General features: G+C 69.8%; 14 protein-coding genes and 1 pseudogene. 8 read left to right on the top strand and 7 right to left on the bottom strand.

The annotated features are described in order from the left end of the window. Positions 1–7: 7 nt before the first annotated feature. The 3 genes from ACTMTF_RS29680 to ACTMTF_RS29670 all read right to left on the bottom strand — a co-directional run bounded on the left by ACTMTF_RS29680 (position 8) and on the right by ACTMTF_RS29670 (position 3,279). A complete protein-coding gene (locus tag ACTMTF_RS29680; protein ID WP_441113623.1) occupies positions 8–853 on the bottom strand; it encodes a CAP domain-containing protein in 846 nt (281 codons plus the stop codon). A gap of 230 nt (positions 854–1,083) precedes the next feature. Beyond that, positions 1,084–2,628 carry a D-alanyl-D-alanine carboxypeptidase/D-alanyl-D-alanine endopeptidase gene (gene dacB, locus ACTMTF_RS29675; protein WP_441113622.1) on the bottom strand — a complete coding sequence of 515 codons (1,545 nt, stop codon included), beginning with the start codon at positions 2,626–2,628 and terminating at the stop codon, positions 1,084–1,086. 84 nt (positions 2,629–2,712) lie between these two features. Beyond that, positions 2,713–3,279, bottom strand: coding sequence for an FHA domain-containing protein (locus ACTMTF_RS29670; RefSeq protein WP_441113621.1), 567 nt, complete (start codon positions 3,277–3,279; stop codon positions 2,713–2,715). A 298-nt stretch (positions 3,280–3,577) separates the two neighbouring features. On the opposite strand from ACTMTF_RS29670, the gene ACTMTF_RS29665 reads away from it, so the two are divergent. Beyond that, a complete protein-coding gene (locus ACTMTF_RS29665) occupies positions 3,578–3,748 on the top strand; it encodes a hypothetical protein (RefSeq protein WP_441113620.1) in 171 nt (56 codons plus the stop codon). Here ACTMTF_RS29665 and ACTMTF_RS29660 read toward each other — a convergent pair. After that, positions 3,708–5,078 carry an MFS transporter gene (locus ACTMTF_RS29660; protein ID WP_441113619.1) on the bottom strand — a complete coding sequence of 457 codons (1,371 nt, stop codon included), beginning with the start codon at positions 5,076–5,078 and terminating at the stop codon, positions 3,708–3,710. The genes ACTMTF_RS29665 and ACTMTF_RS29660 overlap by 41 nt on opposite strands. Before the next feature lie 49 nt (positions 5,079–5,127). Then, positions 5,128–5,982 (bottom strand): hypothetical protein, encoded by an 855-nt coding sequence (locus ACTMTF_RS29655; protein WP_441113618.1) that lies wholly within the window; start codon positions 5,980–5,982, stop codon positions 5,128–5,130. A gap of 231 nt (positions 5,983–6,213) precedes the next feature. On the opposite strand from ACTMTF_RS29655, the gene serA reads away from it, so the two are divergent. Continuing rightward, a complete protein-coding gene (gene serA / locus ACTMTF_RS29650) occupies positions 6,214–7,803 on the top strand; it encodes a phosphoglycerate dehydrogenase (protein ID WP_397005015.1) in 1,590 nt (529 codons plus the stop codon). A 402-nt stretch (positions 7,804–8,205) separates the two neighbouring features. On the opposite strand, the gene ACTMTF_RS29645 is transcribed toward serA, so the two are convergent. Further along, the gene (locus ACTMTF_RS29645) at positions 8,206–9,021 is read right to left on the bottom strand and encodes a class I SAM-dependent methyltransferase (protein ID WP_441113617.1); all 816 of its coding nucleotides are present in this window, start codon (positions 9,019–9,021) and stop codon (positions 8,206–8,208) included. A 92-nt stretch (positions 9,022–9,113) separates the two neighbouring features. Here ACTMTF_RS29645 and ACTMTF_RS29640 point away from each other — a divergent pair, with 92 nt between their 5' ends. The 4 genes from ACTMTF_RS29640 to ACTMTF_RS29625 all read left to right on the top strand — a co-directional run bounded on the left by ACTMTF_RS29640 (position 9,114) and on the right by ACTMTF_RS29625 (position 13,322). Beyond that, positions 9,114–10,160 carry a 3-isopropylmalate dehydrogenase gene (locus ACTMTF_RS29640; protein WP_441113616.1) on the top strand — a complete coding sequence of 349 codons (1,047 nt, stop codon included), beginning with the start codon at positions 9,114–9,116 and terminating at the stop codon, positions 10,158–10,160. 177 nt (positions 10,161–10,337) lie between these two features. Next, complete coding sequence (locus ACTMTF_RS29635; protein ID WP_441113615.1) at positions 10,338–11,435, top strand: branched-chain amino acid aminotransferase; 1,098 nt, start codon at positions 10,338–10,340, stop codon at positions 11,433–11,435. A 185-nt stretch (positions 11,436–11,620) separates the two neighbouring features. Continuing rightward, positions 11,621–12,166, top strand: coding sequence for a Uma2 family endonuclease (locus tag ACTMTF_RS29630; protein WP_397005007.1), 546 nt, complete (start codon positions 11,621–11,623; stop codon positions 12,164–12,166). A gap of 238 nt (positions 12,167–12,404) precedes the next feature. Further along, a complete protein-coding gene (locus ACTMTF_RS29625; RefSeq protein WP_441113614.1) occupies positions 12,405–13,322 on the top strand; it encodes a hypothetical protein in 918 nt (305 codons plus the stop codon). Here ACTMTF_RS29625 and ACTMTF_RS29620 read toward each other — a convergent pair. Next, complete coding sequence (locus ACTMTF_RS29620) at positions 13,288–13,953, bottom strand: O-methyltransferase (RefSeq protein WP_397005003.1); 666 nt, start codon at positions 13,951–13,953, stop codon at positions 13,288–13,290. The two genes, ACTMTF_RS29625 and ACTMTF_RS29620, sit on opposite strands and share 35 nt — an antisense overlap. Before the next feature lie 135 nt (positions 13,954–14,088). Here ACTMTF_RS29620 and ACTMTF_RS29615 point away from each other — a divergent pair, with 135 nt between their 5' ends. Together ACTMTF_RS29615 and ACTMTF_RS29610 are read left to right on the top strand one after the other, a co-directional pair. Next, entirely contained in the window at positions 14,089–14,739 is a 651-nt protein-coding gene (locus ACTMTF_RS29615; RefSeq protein ID WP_441113613.1) for a DsbA family protein, read from the top strand. Positions 14,740–14,935: 196 nt separating this feature from the next. Continuing rightward, positions 14,936–15,617: pseudogene (locus ACTMTF_RS29610) on the top strand (citramalate synthase); the annotation flags it as partial.

Below are 15,617 nucleotides of genomic sequence, written 5' to 3'. Positions count from 1 at the left end.
CCTGGCTTCAGTGGGAGGCGAAGACCTGAGTCCAGTGTGGACCCGTTGAGTGCTGGCCGACCCCTATGTGAGTGAATTTGCAGTTCATGATGTTCGCCCGGTGGCCCGGACTGTTGAGCCAGCCCTGAACCACGGAGGCGGCGGTGCGCTGCCCCATGGCGATGTTCTCGCCCCAGGCCCGGACCGGGGCGAAGCCGGCGGCTGCGATGCGGTCGCCGGCGGAGCTGCCGTTCTTGGCGGTGTGGTCGAAGTAGCGCTTGGCCGCCATGTCCGCCGAGTGCCTGTCGGCGGCGGTGCGCAGCTTGGCGTCGTGGGTGAGCGGCCGGCAGCCGCCCGCCGCCCTGGCCTTGTTGGTGAGCCTGACGACCTCGGTCTCGGCGCTCGACGCACCGGCTGTACGGGTGGCGCCCGTGCGGGTGGAGGACGGCTTCGCGCAGGACAGCAGGACGCTGTCCGAGGTGTGCTCCTCGCCCTGATCGTCGAGGGCGACGACCTGGTAGCGGCGCGGGGTGTCCGAGCAGGGGAGCGTGGCCGTGATCCGGCCGTTGGTGAGCTGCCGCGAGCCGCTCTTGAGCGTGCGCTCCGGGCCGGCGACGACCTGCTGGACGCGCACCCTGAGCAGGGCCTTCTGTACGCAGCCGGACCGGGAGGCGGTGCCCCTGATCGTGCCCGAGGAAATGGACGGTTCGGCGGCCTGGACGCGGCAGGCCTGGGCCGAGCCGCCCTGCGTGCCCTCCAGCGACGTCTCCGGCGCGCCGCCCGCTGCTGTGCGTGCGGCGGCGGGGGAAGCCGGGAGGGAGCTCAATGCCGCCAGACTGCCGATGCAGGCCAGCGCCTGGAGCCGTCTGCGCATTTCGTCCTCCGGTTGCGGCCTAGACACTTGCGTCGATCCCGCATTCTGGTGCCCAATCGTCGCCTTTGTCACGAAAAACGCCGATATATCTGGAGCTCCATGTGTCTCAATCGTAACAAATGTAGCGACTGCCTCGGTAAACCTTTCGGAAGATCTATGCGTCTAAGGCCGCAAAAAGCGGGCGCGCCGCGTGGAGAACCACACGACGCGCCCCCTCGACGGCTCTCCGGCTAACACTGCACCGGCTTGAGCCAGGAGCACTCGAGGTCCCCCGGCTGCTCGGCGGCGGCGCGCTTCCGGTTGACGGTGTCGTCCACCGCCGCCGCCCTGGTGAACTGCGCCAGGCGGATCGCGATCTTGTCCTCGATGTCCTTGGGCGAGCCCGACAGATACTGGTTCAGCATGATGGAGAAGACCAGCGGCTCGCCGTCGGCGCTGGTGACGTAGCCCGACAGCGCCGTGACGCCGGTCAGCGAGCCGGTCTTGGCGCGCACGTTGTCCGTGGCCGCCGTGTCACGCATCCGGCTGCGCAGCGTGCCGCCCACGAAGCGGTCCGGGTTGCCCGCGATCGGCAGCGAGTCGTACCAGGTCCTGAACCACGGCTTGCCGCGCACCGCGGTCAGCAGTTGCGCGATCGAGGCGGGCGTGAAGCCGTCGCGGCGCGACAGCCCCGAGCCGTCACGCATGTTCAGCACCTCGACGCCGTTGGCCCTGGCGAATTCGGTGCTCACCTTGAGCCCGGCGGCCCAGGTGCCCTGGCCGGCGACCTTGCGGCCCATCGCCTTGGTGAGGATCTCGGCGTGGATGTTGTTGCTCAGCTTCATGAACGGCACCAGCAGCTCGCTCAGCGGCATCGACTCGCGCGCCGCCAGCTGTCGGGCGTCCTGCGGGGCCGCGCCGCTCACCGTCCTGCCGAGCACCTTCACGCCGTGCGCGGCCAGCGCGTCGCGGAACAGCGAGGCGGCGTACGCGGTCGGGTCGTCCACGGCCACCCACTCGGAGTACGTGGACGCCACCGTGCCGCTGATGACCACCGTCCTGGTGCCGTGCCGCCGCTCGATGAGCACGTCGTTCGACGCGCCCACCGTCGCCTTGTTGACGATCTCCAGGTAGTCGCTCTCCGGCGTGGTCGACACCTTGACCTTGCCGCCGTCGGCCGCGACGGACACGATCATCGAGCCGGCGTCGTAGTCACGGTCGGGCGAGGCGGTCAGGGCGGAGATCGGGGCCGCGTAGTAGGCGGTCTCGTCGTCCCACGCCCAGTCCTGGCCGAGGCGTACCGAGTCGAACCAGGTGTCGTCGGCGACCAGCTTGCCGGTCACCACCTTGACGCCCGCCTTCGCCACCTCGGCGGCCAGCGCGTCGTAGTCCCCGGCGAGCATCGTCGGGTCGCCGGTGCCGCGCAGCACCAGGTCGCCCCTGACCACGGAGCCGGCCTTGCGCCCGGTGTGCAGCACGGTGGTGGCGAAGCGGTAGTCGAGGCCGAGCGTCTCGGCGGCCGCCGCCGAGGTGAACAGCTTGGTGTTGGAGGCGGGGAGCATGAGCTTGCCGGCGTCGGTCGCGTACAGCTCCTCGCCGGACTCGGCGTTCCTGACGACCACGCCCGCCCTGGCGATGGTCAGGCGCGGGTCGGCGAGGATCTGGTTGAGGTCCTGGGCCAGGTCGGCGACGCCCGGGGAGGGGTCGAGCGCGATGGCGGGGGAGGAGGGGCCGGACGACCACGCGAGGGCCGCGACGAGCGCGCCCACGACGAGGGATGCTGAGGTGCGCCGCATGAGATCTCCAAGGGGGATGCGACTGGGGTCGCCTGGATCATCGAGCAGCGCAGACGCCCTGTAATCCGCAAATATTCGTATCTTTCAGTGTGACGGCAGGCCCGAGCTGACCAGGAAGCCGCAGTCGCCGAAGGAGACCTCGTCGCCCGACTTGACCCTGGCGGGCCCGACCAGCCGCCAGCCGTTGAGCCGGGTGCCGTTGAGCGAGCCCAGGTCGACCAGTGTCCACCCGCCGTCGTCGCCCTCGCGCCGCAGCTCGGCGTGGACCCGGGAGACCGTCAGATCCGCCAGTACGAGGTCGCAGGAGGACCCGCGACCGACCACGTAGCGGCTGCGATCGTCGTCGGGCAGGGCCAGCCGCGGCAGCCGGGGCTTGCGCCAGGCCGCCTGCAGGTTGGTGGTGAAGTCGGAGGCGGCAGAGACCACGCCGGTCAGCATGCCGGTCACCCGCTGGCGGAGCGTCGCGCGGCGCGGCAGGTCGGCGACGAGCGCGTCGAGCTCCTGCTGGTTACGGGCACGCAGCGCCTGGTCGACGCGTCCCACGAAGGTGTCGTGGGAGATCCGGCCCTCGACCGCGCGGTCACGGAGCTCACCGATCGCACGGTCACGCTCACCGTCGGAGGCGCGGAACGGCGGGTGCGTCGAGCTCATCTCCCGAGTATCGGCCTGAAGAGCGTTCCCTGTCCAGAATACGCGGATCTGTTGCGAGGAGAATACTGAGTATGCATACTCAGTATCCATGTCGATCAGACACGGAGGGCAGGACGGTCGTGTTCGACGGCAGGATGGTCAGGGACGGCATGCTGACCGTCGACCTGTCGGCCGGGGAGTCGGAGCTCAGGTCGCTCCGGATTCCCGCGGTTCACGTCACGGCGGCCGACCCCCGGCAGATCGGCGCCGTGCTTCCGCCGTCGGCCTTGGCGCCATGGGGATCGCGGCCAGTTGGCCGATGTCCAGGCACGCCCGCACGTCGGGCGGTGCTCTGGACTACGACGCACTCTTCGTCGTCGTCCCGTGGTCGTTCACCGCCGCGATCGTGGTGGGCCTGCCCCTGATGGCGGCGCTGGCTGCCGGGCTGGTCACACGGGCTCGTCCGATGACGGCCCGGCGGCCGGCGTAGGGACCGTCAGCCGGTACTTCAAGGTCATCAGCACCGACAGCAGGATGATCAGCGCGGGGACCGCGGTCTGACCGATGAGGACCGCTGTCACCGCGCTGTCCGGCTGCGCCACCGGTGTGTCCGGCTCCGAGGAGATGAAGCCGCCGATCGACAGGATGGTCCCGAAGACCAGCGCGCCGAAGGCGCTGACCCCGCTCTCGATCGCCGTCCACAACCCGGTGAACACCCCGGCCCGCCGCTTGCCCGTCGTCTGGGCGTCGACGGCGATCACGTCCGCCAGCATCGAGAACTGCAGCAGCTGCACCCCGGCGATCCCGGTCCCGACCAGCAGGATCATCACGTGGGCGTACCAGCCGCCGAAGATCGGCGTGGCCAGGGCCGCCGCCGTGCCGCCGCTGAACATCAGCGCGGCCAGGATCATCGCGCCGCGCTTGTCGAACCGCTTGGACAGCCACACCCACAGCGGCATCGTCAGCAGCATCGGGCCGACCAGCGCGGCGAAGAGCGTCGTGACTGCTCTGGGGTCACCGATCGTGTAGGTGGCGAAGTACGGCGCGGCGGCCAGCATCATGGCGACCGCCAGTTGCTGGGTGCAGGCCAGCACCAGCAGCCAGACGAACGCCGGGTTGCTCCTGGCGGAGGCGAACTGGGCGCGCAGCCCACCGTTGTCCGCCTGGGGCGCGCCGGTCATCGGGGCGCGGGCCGTACCGAAGAAGGCGCCGAACATGGAGGCCGCCAGGATGACGGCGATCACCACCGCCATCAGGCGGTAGCTGCCCAGCGTGCCGTTGTCGCCCTCGCTGTTGACGAGCGCCGGGGCCGCGATGCCGCTGATCGCGGTGGCCGCGCCGATGAAGATCATCCGCCACTGCAGGAGCGAGGTCCGCTCGTGGTAGTCGCCGGTCATCTCGGCGGGCATCGTCTTGTACGGCACCTCGAACAGGGCGTAGGCCGTGGCGGCGGCCAGGAAGCAGGCGCCCACGTACAGGGCGGCGGGGGTGCCGGTCAGCGGCGGGCCGGCGAACACCAGGAAGAACGCGATCGGCAGGGTCGCCGCGCCGGCCAGCATCCATGGGCGTCTGGGGCCCATGCGCGACACCGTCCGGTCGGACCAGCGGCCCACCAGCGGGTTGATCACCAGGTCCCAGACCTTGGGCGCGGTCACGACCACCCCGGCCAGCCACGCGGGCACGGCCAGGAAGTTGGTCATGTAGTAGAGCAGGAGCAGACCGGGCACGGCGCCGAAGGTCGCGGTGCAGAAGGAGCCGACGCCGTAGCCGAGGCGCACGCCTCTGGACACGGGGAACGAGGTCGCGGCCGGTGCGGTCATTGGCTCATTCAAGCCGACCAAGGGCTTGTTCGGTAAGCCCCAAAAATAGTCAGTCGCTCACGTTCGCGCAGACGACGTGCGCGCCGATTTCGATCATCCGGCGCTCACTGCGCGAATCAGCCACCCTGGCCATGAGGATCGGCGCCCCGCTCGCCGCGAACTGCGGCAGCCTGGCCCGAGCCCCGCGATGCAGGTCGCGCACCACGTCCTCGGCCGCCGACATGTGCACCTTCACGTGCAGCATGATCCCGGTCGCGCCCGAGGCCGTGCGGGCCTCGGAGATCCACACGTGGTGCACCAGCGGGAAGTCCATGAGCAACTGCGCGATCGCCTGCCGCAGGGCGGGCAGGATCGGATGCGTGCACCGCCGGTAGCCGGGGTCCACCTGCTGCATGGGACCTGACAGGTGCGGGCGCGGCGCCGGGATCCAGGGCATCGGCGGCGCCTCGGGGGACGGCGGCGCCACCTGGGCGAGCGGGCCTCCCCGCGAGATCGTCGCCATCGCCCCCGTCGCGTAGGCGGCGGGGACGGCCCCGGACATGACCGGCGTCGGTCCCGTACGGGTGGATGTGAGGAAGCGCTGGAGATCCTCGATGGGAACGGCGGCCGCGGCGGGACCCGCGGCGTCGATCACGATCTCTCGCACGCCGGTGACGCGCTGGATGTCCAGGACGGTGTCGGGGTCGCACGCCGACAGGGAATGGCCGCCACGGTGACGGGCATACGTCACCGTGCTGGTGTACCCGAGAAGCACTCGGTCACCGGCCTGTGTCGTCCCGAGGACGACTGATCGGTCTGGTCGCACGGCCACCAGGACTCCACCGTCAGCGAGAGCCGCCAGCAGACGGTGCGGACCGCCATGCTGGGCGAGCACGTCGGCAAGCGCAGGATTCCCGATGCTCATATGACGAACCATAGGTAGTTGGCCACGGCTTAGCAGGTTAATGGCGAATAAATCTCCCGATCAAGACAAAGACGGGAGCAGTGTGGATGAGTTTGCCCTGAAGGGGTAACCGGCGTCTCAGATGCTGGGTCCTTCGTGAATGCGTTCACAAGCCCGGATAGACTCTGTGGGACCGGAGGGGCCCGTCGCCGTGTCCCTCACACTCGCCGCACGCTCGAAGGATTCACACTCGTGAACAAGCCCGTCGTTCTGGTCGCAGAGGAGCTGTCCGAAGCCGGCCTCGCCGTGCTCGGCGCCGATTTCGAGGTCCGCCACACCGACGGCGCCGACCGTTCTCAGCTGCTGCCCGCGCTCGCCGGCGTGGACGCGCTGATCGTCCGCTCCGCCACCCAGGTGGACGCCGAGGCCCTGGCCGCCGCGCCCAAGCTGCGCGTCGTCGCCCGCGCCGGTGTCGGCCTCGACAACGTGGACGTCGAGGCGGCCACCAAGGCCGGCGTCATGGTGGTCAACGCGCCCACGTCCAACATCACCAGCGCCGCCGAGCAGACCATAGCGCTCATCCTGGCCAGCGCCCGCAACACCGCGCAGGCCCACGCCGCCCTGAAGAACGGCGAGTGGAAGCGGTCCAAGTACACCGGTGTCGAGCTCGACGAGAAGGTCGTCGGCATCCTCGGCCTCGGCAAGATCGGCCAGCTGGTGGCCCAGCGGCTGCAGCCGTTCGGCGTCGAGCTGATCGCCTACGACCCCTACCTGCCGCCGGCCCGCGCCGCGCAGATGGGCGTCAAGCTGCTCAGCCTCGAAGAGGTGCTCAAGCAGGCCGACTTCATCACCGTGCACCTGCCCAAGTCCAAGGAGACTCTTGGGCTCATCGGCGACAAGGAACTGCACGAGGTCAAGCCCTCGGTGCGGATCATCAACGTGGCCCGCGGCGGCATCGTCGACGAGGGCGCCCTCTACTCCGCGATCAAGGAAGGCCGCGTCGCCGGCGCCGGCCTGGACGTGTTCGCCAAGGAGCCCTGCACCGACAGCCCGCTGTTCGAGCTGGACCAGGTCGTCGCCACCCCGCACCTCGGCGCTTCCACGCACGAGGCCCAGGAGAAGGCCGGCACCCAGGTCGCCAGGAGCGTGAAGCTGGCGCTCGCGGGCGAGTTCGTGCCCGACGCCGTCAACGTCCAGGGCGGCGCCGTGGCCGAGGACGTCAAGCCGGGCCTGCCGCTGGCCGAGAAGCTGGGGCGGGTCTTCACCGCGCTGGCCGGCGAGGTCGCCACCAAGCTCGACGTCGAGGTGCGCGGCGAGATCGCCGCGCACGACGTGCGGGTGCTGGAGCTGGCCGCGCTCAAGGGCGTCTTCACCGACGTGGTGGAGGACTCCGTCACGTACGTCAACGCGCCGCTGCTGGCCAAGGACCGGGGCGTCACCGTCGAGCTGGTCACCAGCTCCGACAGCCCCGACTGGCGTAACGTCATCACCGTGCGCGGCGTCCTGGCCGACGGCCGGCAGGTCTCGGTGTCCGGCACGCTGTCCGGCCCCCGGCAGATCACGAAGATCGTCGAGGTGAACGGCTACGAGATGGAGATCGAGCCGACCGCCCACCTGTCGTTCTTCACCTACACCGACCGCCCCGGGGTCGTCGGCGTGGTCGGCAGGATCCTCGGCGAGCGGAGCATCAACATCGCCTCCATGCAGGTGTCCCGCGACGTCAAGGGCGGCAAGGCGCTCATGGCGCTGACCGTCGACTCGGCCATCCCGGCCGACGTGCTGGAGCAGATCGGCGCGGAGATCGGCGCCGAGACCGGCCGCTCGGTGGACCTGGAGGACTGATCCGGCGCGATGGCGCGACGGCGGCCGGTTGTCTCAGGATGTGAGATAGTAGGACATCCAACGAGACAGCTCGGCCGCCGCCAGGTAATCTGGCGAACGATGCGCCAGGTTCTCGTACTCATTACCTGCCGCGGCGGGGCCTGTTAGGGCAGGTCGGCGACCCGTCGCGGTGAGCGGCGTCCTGTCGGCCGGTAAGTCCCTCCGGGTGGTCCGTGATCCGGACCCCGAGAGCAGGCCCGGTCGGATTCGCGACCGGGATCCGACTGCATGTTCCCGACGCCTCGCGAAATGAGCTGAACACATGTACGAGATGTATCCCTGGAACCGCGCCGACGAGCACGAGGACGAGGCGGCCCAGGCGCTGCAGATGGCGCTGGACCGCCGCGACAACGGCGGCGCCCCTCAGAACTCCAGCCGGTAGAACGCCGCCGTCTTCGCCATCCCGGGCACCGCCTTCATCAGGCGGGTCGCCACGCGAAAGCCCACCGGCAGCCCGGGGTCCGTCATGTCGAGCGCGCTCAGCATGGTCGTGCAACGGAGCCGCGGATGGATGGACAGCAGATCCTGCGGTCCGTCGATGGCCCAGTGCATCTTCGCGTGCGCCTGGCGTACCGGCTTGTTGAGGACCTGCAACCGCAGGCCCAGCTTGCCCAGGGCGTCGAAGACGAGCTCCCCTCCGGCGAACCGGTCCACGATCCGCCGGACGAGCTCCCGGCCGAGGGTCGCGTCGAGGTAGTAGAACAGGCCCTCGGCGATCACGAGCACCTGCCGGCCGTCGGCCGGCACCTGGTCCAGCCAGGCCAGGTCGGTGACCGACGAGCCGATCGTCGTGCAGCCGGGCCGCTCCGGGAACAGGCGCCGGCGCAGCTCGACGACCTCCGGGTAGTCGACGTCGTACCAGTCGACGCCGGGCGGCGGGTCCAGCCGGTGCACGCGGGTGTCCAGCCCGCAGCCCAGATGCAGCACGACGGCGTCGGGGTGCGCGGTCAGGAACTCGGCGGCCCACCCATCGAGGAAGCGGGCCCGGTACGCGACCGAGGCGGCGCTGCGCCGGGTGATGCCGGTGCTGGAGAAGTCGTGGTCGATCCGCTCGACCACCTGGGCGGCCAGCGTGTCGCCCAGGATCGGATGGGGTGAGCGGGCGTCCAGGGCCCTGCCGTACAGGGTGGCGAGAAGGGTGGCCTTCTCCTCGGTGAGATGAACTCGCTCGGCTGCCATACGCGCCACGCTACGCTGGTCGAGTGGGATGACATGTCCGAATTGTGAGATCGAGTGTTCGTCAGCCGAGACGAACGGGTAGGGTACCGCCCATGGAGTCGCGCAATATTCGTCTGGCCGTCATCCCCGGTGATGGCATCGGCACCGAGGTCGTGGCCGAAGGTCTCAAGGTCCTCGAAGCGGTCGGGACCAAGATCGAAGCCACCCATTACGACCTGGGCGCCGCCCGCTATCACCGCACCGGTGAGACGCTGCCCGACGCCGTTCTCCAGGAACTGCGCGGTTATGACGCGATCCTGCTCGGCGCCGTTGGCGACCCCAGCGTGCCGCCGGGCATCCTGGAGCGTGACCTGCTCCTGCGCATTCGCTTCGAGTTCGACCACTACGTCAACCTGCGCCCGGTCAAGCTCCTCCCCGGTGTCGAGACGCCCCTCGCCGACACCCCTGCGGAGGACATCGACATGATCGTCGTCCGCGAGGGCACCGAGGGCCTCTACGCCGGCACCGGTGGCGTCATGCGGCGCGGCACCCCGTACGAGATCGCCACCCAGGAGTCGCTCAACACCGCCCACGGCGTCGAGCGCGTGGTGCGTTACGCCTTCGACAAGGCGATGTCGCGCCCCCGCAAGAAGCTGACCCTGGTCCACAAGACCAACGTGCTGGCCTACGCCGGCGACCTCTGGCAGCGCACCGTCAACCGGGTGGCCGAAGAGTTCCCCGAGGTCACCACCGACTACAGCCACATCGACGCCGCCTCGATGTTCTTCGTCAGCCAGCCCGAGCGGTTCGACGTTGTCGTCACCGACAACCTGTTCGGCGACATCATCACCGACCTGGGCGCCGCCATCGCCGGCGGCATCGGCCTGGCCGCCAGCGGCAACATCAACCCCGAGCGCACCACGCCCAGCATGTTCGAGCCGGTGCACGGCAGCGCGCCCGACATCGCCGGGCAGGGCAAGGCCGACCCGACCGCCACCATCCTGTCGGTCGCCATGCTCCTCGACCACCTGGGCCTGGCCGCCGAGGCCGCCAAGGTGGAGCAGGCCGTCGCCGACGACATCGTCGAGCGCCTGGCCGGCTGGACCGGTCGCACCACCCACGAGATCGGCGACGACATCGCCGCGCGAGTATCGAGCTAGGGCCGCCCAAGCTCAGCAAGCGCCTGGCGGTCCGTGAGCGGACCTGCCAGGCGCTTTTGCGCGTCTAAAAGGTCAAATCACCCATCCAGCCCTTGCCATCCCAAATGACGAGACAATAGGAAGTACGGGCTGCCCCTTCGGCAGCGCCGGCCGGAATCAGAGAGAAGGACCGTCGTCATGACCATCGCTCAGAAGCTCAGCTTCGACGTGCAGCTATCCGACCACGCTCGCACCGCGGCCGAGCGGGAGCAGGTAATGGCGAGCCCCGTGTTCGGCCAGGTCTTCACCGACCATATGATCACCATCGACTACACCGAGGGCGAGGGCTGGCACGACGCGCGACTGCGGCCCTACGGCCCGCTCTCGCTCGACCCCGCCACTTCGGTCTTCCACTACGCCCAGGAGCTGTTCGAGGGTCTCAAGGCCTACCGTCAGATCAACGGCTCCATCGTCGCCTTCCGCCCGTACGCCAACGCCGCCCGCTTCAACCGGTCGGCCGTCCGCATGGCCATGCCCGAGCTGCCCGAGGAGACCTTCGTCGAGTCGCTCGACCTCCTCGTCCGCACCGAGCAGGACTGGGTGCCCACCACCGAGGGCCACAGCCTCTACCTGCGGCCCTTCATCATCGCCACCCAGGTCGGCCTCGGCGTCAACTACCCGTCGCGGACCTACACCTACCTGGTCATCGCCTCGCCCTCGGCCTCGTACTTCACCGGCGGCATCAAGCCCGTCTCCGTCTGGCTGTCCACCGAGTACACCCGCGCCGCCCCCGGCGGCACCGGCGCGGCCAAGTGCGGCGGCAACTACGCCGCGGCCTTCGTCGCCCAGCGCCAGGCCGTCGAGCAGGGCTGCGACCAGGTGGTCTGGCTGGACGCGCACGAGCACCGCTACGTCGAGGAGATGGGCGGGATGAACCTGTTCTTCGTCTTCGGCGACAAGCTCGTCACCCCCGCGCTGACCGGTACCCTGCTGCCCGGCATCACCCGCGACTCCATCCTCGCCCTGGCCGCCGACCTGGGCCTGGAGACGGAGGAGCGGCTCATCAGCGTCGACGAGTGGCAGGCCGGCTGCGAGTCGGGCGAGCTCACGGAGGTGTTCGCCTGCGGCACGGCCGCGGTCGTCACCCCGGTCGGCTCGGTCAAGGGCGCCGACCGCGCCTGGACCATCGCCGACGGCGCACCGGGCGCGGTCACCATGCGCGTGCGCGAGGAGCTGGTCGGCATCCAGTACGGAGCCCGCCCGGACACCCACAACTGGATCCACAAGATCGTCTAGTGGTACGGGACGCCGGGCGGCAAGGCCCACGCCGCCCGGCGCCTCCACCCCCTGCCCGATCCGTGGGCGGCCTCCACCCCCTGCCCACGCCGCCCATCCGCCGACACGTCCGTGCGGATTGCCGTGTTCGCCGGCCCGGCAATACGATCAGTCATAGATCGATTGCGAACAGTGAGGGCGATGGCGTGATCAGGCCTGTGGAAGAGCGTTACCGTACGGTCCGCGAGCTGTTTCCCGAGCTCCGGATCGAGGTGTTCGGCGGCCGTGTCGTGGTGAACGACACCGGCACCTGGCAGCACAACACGATCCTGGCGCAGGCGCTCTTCCAGCTCATGCCCGTGGCCGCCGAGCGCGGGTGGGAGGTGTGGCCCAACATCACGGTCTTCCTCGGCGACGAGGCCGACCGCTATGTGCCGGATCTGACGGTCGTGCCGCCGGCCCCGGTGATGGAGTCCGACGAGGCGGTGCGCGGCGACAGCACCCTGCTCATCGTGGACGTGGTGGCAGCCGGGAACGCCTACGACGACCACGTCGTCAAGCCGATGGGCTACGCCCCCGCCGGAGTCCCTCTCTACCTGGTGATCGACCCGTGCCAGCGCATCGTCAAGCTGCACAGCGAGCCGGGGCCGGACGGCTACGCCAAGGAGACGGTCGAGCCGGTGGGCGCCCCGCTGACGCTGCCGGACCCGTGGAACCACCCGCTCGACACCGGCAGGCTGCTGTGCGTCTGACCGTCCCCGCCAGGCCGCCTCGATCCTGACGGCGATCGCAGGTCATGCCGGCGTGTTCCCGACCGGGTACGCGCTGGCGGACGCCGGCGTGGCGGCTTGTTCCTGACCGAGCACGGGCTGACGGACGCCGGCGTGGCGGATTCACGTACGGCCTGGGGGTCCGGCTCCCCGTCGAGGGGGAGAGGGTTCCCCGTGGCGGGGGAGGCGACGCCCGGGGCGAATGCCGAGACTCGGGCGTATGCCGAGAATGTCGCTGGCCGCGGTCTGCTGGCTGGCCGCCTACTGTGCCGTGCACGTCTGGTGGGCGGTGGCCGGTGCGCCGGTGTTCGCCTCCTTCGGCGAGTCGTTCATCCCCGGACGCTGGCCCCCGGTCGCGCTGTCTGCCCTGGCGATGCTCGCCTGCCTGCTCATGGCCCGACCCCGCGCCGTGCCCCGCGCCGTGCCCAGCGCCCTGCATCCGTGGCCGCCGGTGGTGCTCGGCTGGGTGGCGGGCGTCGGGATGATCGCGTACTCCTTCATGTTCGCGCTGGACATCGTGGGCATGCTGTTCGCGAACCCGCTCGACCGGGTCGGCTTCCTGATCCGGGGCGCCGGGGTGGCGGGCGGCGTGCTGACCCTGCTGTGCGCGATCGCGGCGCAGCGCCGCGCCCGCCGGGCCTGTCCGCGGTGCGGGCGTGTCCACGGGCGCACCCCCGAGCGCCGTACGGACCCCTCCCCGGCCTGGGCGTTCCTCGCGGCGTACGCGGCGGTGGCAGGTTGCTCGGCCCGGCTCGTGGCGCAGGTCGGCGAGTGGCCGTGGGACGTGACCGAGCCCGCCGTCGTCGTCTTCCTCGTGCTGTACGCCGCGGCCGGCACGCTGCTGCCACTCGCGCTGGTCCACCGGTGGGGGCGGATCTGGCCGCGCTGGGTGCCGCCGCTGGCCGGGCGGGAGGTGCCCAGATGGCTGGTGCTGGTGCCCGCGTTCCTGGTGGGCGGGGGTCTGGCCGGGTACTTCGGTGTCGTGGGCCTCACCGAGACTCTCAACGGCGGCCTCGGTGCGGACCTGGGCTGGGCCCTGGCGGTGATCTCCGGCTACACGGTGTGGGGCGCCGGTCTGCTCGTCGCGGCGACCTCGTACGTCATCATGACCAAGCCGCCGTGTCCGGATTTTTCCTGATCATGGTGAGGCCGTCCGCGAGCGGCAGGATGACCGCGGTGACCCGAGGATCCTCCGCCACCAGGTCGTTGAACTCGCGCATCCGCACCGTAGAGGCGTCGTGGCGGTCCGGGTCGGCCACATGGCCCGTCCACAGCGTGTTGTCCACCATGAGCAACCCGCCGGGCCGCAGCTTGCCGACCAGCAGTTCGTAGTAGGCCGGGTAGCCGGTCTTGTCGGCGTCCAGGAAGGCCAGGTCGATGGGCTCGTCGAAGGCGCTGAGCGTGTCCTGGGCGGGCCCCAGCGTGAGCGTGACGCGGTCGGCCAGCCCGGCCTTGTGCCAGTAGCGCCGCGCGATGGACGTCCACTCCTCGCTCACGTCGAAACAGTGCAGCGTGCCGCCCGACAGACCACGCGCGATGCACACCGACGAGTAGCCGGTGAACGTGCCCACCTCCACCGCCACCCGCGGCGCGACCAGCTGAGTGATCATGGTGAGGAAGGTGCCCTGATCGGCGGAGATCTGCATCTCGGCGCTCTCCCCGGTCGCCGCCGCCGTCTCGGCCGCGAGCTCCTCCAGCAGCGGATCGGGCCGGGTGGAGTGATCGAGGATGTAACGGGCCACGGACTGAGTGAGAACGTACGCCTTCATGAGGCCATTGTGTGCGAAGTGACCATCGGGCACACCCGCTGCGTGGCAGGACTCCGTGCATAGATGACCGGGTAACTCCTGGTGTTCCTGGGTCCGGTAAGGTCGCGGCGATAATCGGGCAAGGGGCGGGGCGGGATGAAGAAGAGGATGGCGGCCATCGGGGTCGCCTGCGCGGTGCTGGTCGTGCTCGCTGTGGTGACGTTCTCCGAGCCCGGGCGGTCGTCGCCGGGCGAGGTCCGGCTGACGCGCCAGCCGGACGGATCCATGGTGCTGGCCGACCGGGGGAGCAAGGCCCCGGTGCTCGACGTGTACGAGGACTTCGACTGTCCCGTCTGCAAGGACATGCACGCGCGGGTGGACCCGACGATCGAGCGGCTGGCCAGGGCGGGGAAGGTCAAGGTGGTCTTCCACTCGGTGACGATCTTCCGGGACGAGCCGATGCGGTCCAACTCCATCCGCGCCGCCGCGGCGGCCCGCTGCATGCCCGAGGCGAACTGGCTGGCCTTCAGGAACGAGCTGTACGCCATCCAGCCGGCGCCGCACGGTGTGGCGTCGGGCTTCACCGTGGCGGAGCTGGCGGCGGCGGCCAGGAAGGCCGGGGCGCCGGCGGCCGAGCAGTGCGTGACCGCGCAGTCGTACGCCGAGACGCACCTGGCGGAGAGCGCGAAGATCCGGATCGAGGGGACGCCCACGCTCGTGCTCAACGGCCGGATGCTGGGCCAGGAGGCGTTCGACCCTGCCGCGCTGGAGCGGGCCGTCACGGGTGGCGACGGAGTCACGGTATGACCAAGAGGTCGTCCAGGGAATGAGACCGATGTGCCAGACGGCCGGTGACTGTGGCAGACTCGCAAGCACCATGTTCTACGGTCTGCTCATTATCGGCAGGCGCGCTGGCTAACGCAGGGACACCGCCAGCGCGCAGACCTCTCACGTCCGTGAGGGGTCTTTTTGTTTTCGTAAAGTCGAAAAAGAAAGAAGAACCATGGCCGACGACCGCTTCCACGTCTATGACACGACGCTGCGTGACGGAGCACAGCAGGAGGGGCTCAACCTCACCGTCGCTGACAAGCTCGCCGTCGCGCGCCATCTGGACGGGCTGGGCGTCGGTTTCATCGAAGGGGGCTGGCCGGGCGCCAACCCCAAAGACACAGAGTTCTTCAGGCGGGCTCAAACAGAGCTCGACCTGAAGCACGCGCAACTGGCCGCGTTCGGTGCGACCCGCCGAGCCGGTGTGAAGGCAGCCGACGACCCGTTGGTGGCCGCGTTGCGCGAATCCGGCGCGCCGGTCGTGACCCTTGTCGCCAAGAGTCACGACCGGCACGTGGAGCTGGCCCTCCGCACGACTCTCCAGGAGAACCTCGCGATGATCCGCGACACGGTCTCTCACCTTCGTGCGGAGGGACAGCGAGTCTTCCTCGACGCCGAGCACTTCTTCGACGGTTATCAGTCCAATCCAGCCTACGCTCTGGAAGTCATCCGGACCGCCGCCGAGGCGGGCGCCGACGTCATCGCGCTCTGTGACACCAACGGCGGCATGCTGCCCGAGGAGCTGGCCGAGATCGTGTCCAGGGCTGCCGAGACCAGCGTCCGGGTCGGCATCCACTGCCACGACGACACCGGCTGCGCGGTGGCCAACACGCTGGCCGCGGTCAAGGCGGGCGCGA

The organism is Nonomuraea sp. ZG12 (genome assembly GCF_052068115.1).
GTDB lineage: Bacteria > Actinomycetota > Actinomycetes > Streptosporangiales > Streptosporangiaceae > Nonomuraea.
Note: the sequence above shows the minus strand (reverse complement) of the source record. Positions and strands in the feature narration are given on the sequence as shown.

Excerpts from the sequence above, each read along its gene's own strand:
- ACTMTF_RS29680 (WP_441113623.1), bottom strand. The coding sequence starts at position 853 with ATGCGCAGACGGCTCCAGGCGCTGGCCTGCATCGGCAGTCTGGCGGCA.
- dacB (WP_441113622.1), bottom strand. The coding sequence starts at position 2,628 with ATGCGGCGCACCTCAGCATCCCTCGTCGTGGGCGCGCTCGTCGCGGCC.
- ACTMTF_RS29670 (WP_441113621.1), bottom strand. The coding sequence starts at position 3,279 with ATGAGCTCGACGCACCCGCCGTTCCGCGCCTCCGACGGTGAGCGTGAC.
- ACTMTF_RS29665 (WP_441113620.1), top strand. The coding sequence starts at position 3,578 with ATGTCCAGGCACGCCCGCACGTCGGGCGGTGCTCTGGACTACGACGCA.
- ACTMTF_RS29660 (WP_441113619.1), bottom strand. The coding sequence starts at position 5,078 with ATGACCGCACCGGCCGCGACCTCGTTCCCCGTGTCCAGAGGCGTGCGC.
- ACTMTF_RS29655 (WP_441113618.1), bottom strand. The coding sequence starts at position 5,982 with ATGAGCATCGGGAATCCTGCGCTTGCCGACGTGCTCGCCCAGCATGGC.
- ACTMTF_RS29645 (WP_441113617.1), bottom strand. The coding sequence starts at position 9,021 with ATGGCAGCCGAGCGAGTTCATCTCACCGAGGAGAAGGCCACCCTTCTC.
- ACTMTF_RS29640 (WP_441113616.1), top strand. The coding sequence starts at position 9,114 with ATGGAGTCGCGCAATATTCGTCTGGCCGTCATCCCCGGTGATGGCATC.
- ACTMTF_RS29635 (WP_441113615.1), top strand. The coding sequence starts at position 10,338 with ATGACCATCGCTCAGAAGCTCAGCTTCGACGTGCAGCTATCCGACCAC.
- ACTMTF_RS29625 (WP_441113614.1), top strand. The coding sequence starts at position 12,405 with ATGCCGAGAATGTCGCTGGCCGCGGTCTGCTGGCTGGCCGCCTACTGT.
- ACTMTF_RS29620 (WP_397005003.1), bottom strand. The coding sequence starts at position 13,953 with ATGAAGGCGTACGTTCTCACTCAGTCCGTGGCCCGTTACATCCTCGAT.
- ACTMTF_RS29615 (WP_441113613.1), top strand. The coding sequence starts at position 14,089 with ATGAAGAAGAGGATGGCGGCCATCGGGGTCGCCTGCGCGGTGCTGGTC.